Annotated in this window: 5 protein-coding genes; all 5 read left to right on the top strand. The window is 37.0% G+C overall.

Annotated elements, in window-relative coordinates:
- Positions 1-305: 305 nt before the first annotated feature.
- On the top strand, positions 306-1,010 hold the full coding sequence (locus tag GTQ48_RS17280) for a sulfotransferase family 2 domain-containing protein (protein WP_163107785.1): 705 nt from the start codon (positions 306-308) through the stop codon (positions 1,008-1,010).
- 152 nt (positions 1,011-1,162) lie between these two features.
- A complete protein-coding gene (locus tag GTQ48_RS17275; protein WP_163107784.1) occupies positions 1,163-1,864 on the top strand; it encodes a PEP-CTERM sorting domain-containing protein in 702 nt (233 codons plus the stop codon).
- Positions 1,865-2,020: 156 nt separating this feature from the next.
- Complete coding sequence (locus GTQ48_RS17270) at positions 2,021-2,755, top strand: sulfotransferase family 2 domain-containing protein (RefSeq protein ID WP_163107783.1); 735 nt, start codon at positions 2,021-2,023, stop codon at positions 2,753-2,755.
- Positions 2,756-3,011: 256 nt separating this feature from the next.
- Positions 3,012-4,232 carry a glycosyltransferase gene (locus GTQ48_RS17265; protein WP_163107782.1) on the top strand — a complete coding sequence of 407 codons (1,221 nt, stop codon included), beginning with the start codon at positions 3,012-3,014 and terminating at the stop codon, positions 4,230-4,232.
- Between the two features lie 197 nt (positions 4,233-4,429).
- A complete protein-coding gene (gene tnpA / locus GTQ48_RS17260; RefSeq protein ID WP_239060180.1) occupies positions 4,430-4,573 on the top strand; it encodes an IS66 family insertion sequence element accessory protein TnpA in 144 nt (47 codons plus the stop codon).
- Positions 4,574-4,662: the final 89 nt, after the last annotated feature.

The raw sequence follows: 4,662 nt of genomic DNA, 5'->3' as shown, positions 1-4,662 counted from the left end.
AACGACCTCAAGGTATTCGAGTATGTGATGACCTGCCTTGATGAACTCAGTCGGCCCGACGCCGATATCGAGCAACTACTACCATGGCAATTTGCTAAGCGCTAGGTGAGATTGCCGGACGGATACAATACATCAAGCACTATAGCTCTTTTTAAACATTGTTAAACAAAACCAAACCCTTGGTATCATTTTTGCAAAGTACCAAATGCTAGTTCAAAAGTCTGGCACTCACAGCGCCTTACGGTTGAAGAGCGAGGCCAGTTCTAGTAATGGCCTCATCGTAGTTTTTCAATGGAATGATATGTATGATCAAAAAATTTTTTAAACCCAGCAAACACAAAGTTCATTTTCTTCATATCGGCAAAACCGGTGGCAGCGCTGTTAAATCGGTTTTAAAAGATTTCCCAGAAACTGATAGATTTGAGATTATACTCCACAGTCACGACACAACTGTGAGGGATATCCCAGCGGGTGAGTCTATAATTTTTTTTCTAAGAGAGCCTATTTCAAGGTTTATTAGTGGTTTTTACAGTCGTAAACGAAAAGGACAACCTCGATACCATTCAGAATGGAGCGCGGAAGAAAAGACTGTTTTTGACAAGTTCTCTACTCCAAACGAAATGGCTTTATCTCTTCAAAATAAAGATGAAAAAGCAATCAAAGGTATGTTTTATGTTCAACACCTTATGAGATATCACTATTGGTTTGGTAGCTTGGAATATTTTAAATCACGAGTTAATGATATTTTGTATGTAGGGTTTCAAGAGTCGCTGCATGACGACTTTAGAAATATTATCAAATTGCTTGGTATATCAGATGATGTAGCTTTACCTACAAACGATATAGACGCCCACAGAAACCCGCCAAATATCGATAAATCAATAGATGAACGTGGAATAACCGCTCTAAAAGACTGGTACTACGAAGACGCTATGTTTATTGAACTTTGTAAAGAAATTATGCATGAAAAATACAAAAACTCGGAGGTTGAAATTCAAAAAGATAAATAAGCATCAGTGCAGTGTCAGTTTATTTTACAAAATGAGTTTTTTATATTCAAAAATCAACTTAAATAATTGATATACATGAAAATAATTAAATCGGCATAAATCGTGCATATTTTGATTAGCGTTAAAATTTTAAAAAAAATTTTGGAGTACACGTGTTAAAAAAATTAATCCAAACAACACTTGCAGTTGTTGCACTTTCATCCGCCCTACCTGCAAATGCGGCTATCATCTTAGCATCTGACTTTACTGGCACCTCGGGTGACCCAACTAACGTTTCTTGGACGGAGAGTGGAGTATCAGTAACAAACACACTAACCCCTCAAACGACAAGTCTCACATCTATACAGCTTTTCGACAACTTCGATAATGTTTTTGCGGTTGACTATAACATTCACAACGAAGGAACTTGGTTTGTTGATATACTGCTTTCTACAAGTTCTTTCGTTGATAATATCAAACTAGACTCTTTTTCACTTGATGCGTCTATTTATAACAATCGAGGACAACTTCAAAACGTCCAACGAGACTTCAGTTTATCTTTAGATATCTTCGAAGGCGCTAGCTCTTTTTTTTCTAGCGCTGTAGACGTATTCAATGGCGATAATAATAAATCTGGTTTTACGCCTGTAAAAGCAATCGAATTTGACATGAGCAACTTAGTATTGCACGGAGGAACAGACTACGTTTTCCGTCTTACAGCCTTTGGTAATGGCGGTGGCAACAATGCTGGATTCGATAACCTAGTGCTGACAGGCACGGCAACGAACTCATCTTTATTGAGCGTACCTGCGCCGGGCAGCCTAGCGATTCTAATGACATCTCTCGCAATCCTAATCTTTCGAAAGAGAAAGTAGTTTTATAATCCTCAGTTGTACTAAAAAGGCCCTTTTACTAAAAAGGGCCTTTTTTTTGCATTACAATTATTGAAAAGTATTTCCAAATAATCTTCAGTAACATTTCAAAGCAAATGTTATCTCCACAATAAATTGTATAGGATATAGGTTTTAGTTATGCCTTTATATTTAAACAACGAGCAAGCTGTAACCTTTTTACATATTCCAAAAACAGCTGGAACAACAATAGAGTCGTGGCTAAACGAGTCAGGAAGATTCCAGCAATTACTTTTTTCTCAAAAAAAGCTTGATGACATGCTTGTCACCCCTCAGCACTTGGGCTATCAAACGTTAACTGAGCTAACTAAAGAACTTAAAAGACCGTTTGAGTATAAGTTTGCAGTAGTTCGAAACCCGTTCGATAGAATCGTTAGCGAATTTTTTTACAGAATAAAATTAGGTAGTATTCAACTTGGTGGGAATGCAGAGTCACTTTTTCCTGCATGGACAGTACATAATCTGAAAAAATACCAAAAAAAACCTGAACTATTGGACAACCATTTACGTCCTCAATCTTACTATGTCAGTAATGATGTCGAAGTTTTTAAATTTGAAGACGGTATTGAAAACGTCTTAAGTTCCGTTGCCGACCGTATAGGCATACAAGGAAATGTTCAAGTTAAGCCTAAGAAAGTAGGTGATAAAAAGAGTGTTCGTTGGTCATCTACTGCGATACAAATGGTTCTTGAATTATATGAACAAGACTTTGAAAGGTTCGGTTATTCTGAAAATATTTCTTCATTAGACGTTGAGTCATCAATGTTTAGAATAAAAAAAAATGAGGCAATCTATAATATAAAGCTTGCTGAGAAAAAAATAAAAACAATGGTTAGGTCGAAAAGCAATAGATAGAATCGTAATTTAACATTTAACAGTAGTATAAAAAAATACCTCATAGCATAGTTTTAGTTTTACTTTTTAATATGTCTGCGATTAGTGGCTATTTGTGTCCGTAGAGCTAATCATAGACATTACTTGACAAAGCAGCTCTAGTTAAAGACCACGTTAAATAACTTTTTAAAAGATAACTATTAGTTGAACAATAAAAAAGTGTCTACAGCAGGAAGAATAGTAAGATACTAGCTTGCCCAGAATTTAGGAGTTTAAATTGAAAAAAGTAATATTTTTCGTTAAAAGGTTTCCGGTTCTATCACAAACTTTTGTGATAGAACAAATCAACGGACTTATCGATCAGGGCGTTGATGTAAAAATTTTATCCTTCTATAGAGAACATCAAGATGTTAGTTTAAAATCTTTAGAGAAACACAAGCTATTAGAGCGCACTGAATTTATTGCCCCCCCAAATTCTCGCAAGGTAAAAAGGCCTTTTAAATTGCTTTTCTTACGCTTTTTTGACTTTTTTGTTAAGTGTAAATATAAGCCGATGAAGCCAGTTTCTGAATTTGTAAAATATGCGAAGGTAAATGGCAAAGCAGTACTAGCATATGAAGTAGCGATCACAGCGTGGGTTAATCGCCATAAAACATTCAAAGCCGATAGCATAATCGCACACTTTGGCAACAATGGAGTGGTGGCTCAGAAATTTATATCTTCAGGGATATTAAAGGGTAATCTTAATACAGTATTTCACGGCTATGAAATAAGTGAATATGAAAATGTTTTGTTTTGGAAAGCAGAATACGTCAAATTATCTCAGGCAAGTAGACTCCTCCCAATTAGCTATTTTTGGAGAGACAGGCTAGAAAGCTGGGGCGCGAACGGTGATGCAATCAAAGTTCTCCGAATGGGTGTAAACGTGAACACCTTTAAATTTAAAAATACAGCTATAAGTCCAAAAGTTAAAATAGTCAGCGTTGCTCGAGCAACTGAAAAAAAGGGATTGCAATATGCTATAGAAGCGTTGATCAATTTAGACGAGCGTTTCCATTTGACGCTTATAGGAGGTGGTGAACTAGAGCCATACTTAAAGAACCTTGCGGATAAGTTAGGCGTTAGCGATAAAGTAACTTTCTGCGGTCCACAATCTCCTAGCTTTGTTAGAGATACACTGGATACTTCGGATATATTTCTATTACCTTCCGTGGTAGATAGCGCAGGAGATATGGAGGGTGTTCCAGTCGCTTTAATGGAGGCAATGGCTAGTGGATTAACTGTAATAAGTACTTTTCACAGCGGTATACCAGAACTTATAACAAATGGGCATTCTGGGTTTCTTATTCCTGAAAGGGACGCCAAAAGCATTGCAGACGCAGTGCAAGAAGCAGCAGCATCAGATAAAATTCACTTTATTAAAGAAAATGCGAGAAAAAAAGTCGAATCAGAATTTAATTCTGCAAAATTGTCTAAAGAGTTATTTAGGCTCTTATAGTCCCTCTTTACGTTTTACAAATAAGCCGACAGTTATCCACAATGCCTGTCAGCTTTAAAGAGCTATCAAAAATTTCGCCATCAGTCTTTTTTTTCTGCTCTCCTATAATTGTCTTTAAAGGTGTCCGTCCGGTAATCCCCGCATTCAATTCATAAATTAGCTACGGCATGGTGTTCTCTTTACTAAGGAGAATGACCATGCCTCAATATCAACGAAGAGAAGTGCAAGACTGGCTCAACTTATTCGAGCAGCAAAAGCAAAGCGGACTCACTGCGGTAGAGTTTTGTCGTCAGCAGCAGATTAACGGTGTCCGTCCGGTAATCCCCACATTCAATTCATAAATTAGCTACGGCATGGTGTTCTTTTTTTGCTAAGGAGAATACCCATGCAGCGACACCAACGAAGAGAAGTGCAAGACTGGCTCAATTTA

Origin of the sequence: Alteromonas genovensis (assembly GCF_010500895.1) — a bacterium.
Lineage (GTDB): Bacteria > Pseudomonadota > Gammaproteobacteria > Enterobacterales > Alteromonadaceae > Alteromonas > Alteromonas genovensis.
Note: the sequence above shows the minus strand (reverse complement) of the source record. Positions and strands in the feature narration are given on the sequence as shown.

Coding starts and splice junctions, on each gene's coding strand:
- GTQ48_RS17280 (WP_163107785.1), top strand. CDS start 306: ATGATCAAAAAATTTTTTAAACCCAGCAAACACAAAGTTCATTTTCTT.
- GTQ48_RS17270 (WP_163107783.1), top strand. CDS start 2,021: ATGCCTTTATATTTAAACAACGAGCAAGCTGTAACCTTTTTACATATT.
- tnpA (WP_239060180.1), top strand. CDS start 4,430: ATGCCTCAATATCAACGAAGAGAAGTGCAAGACTGGCTCAACTTATTC.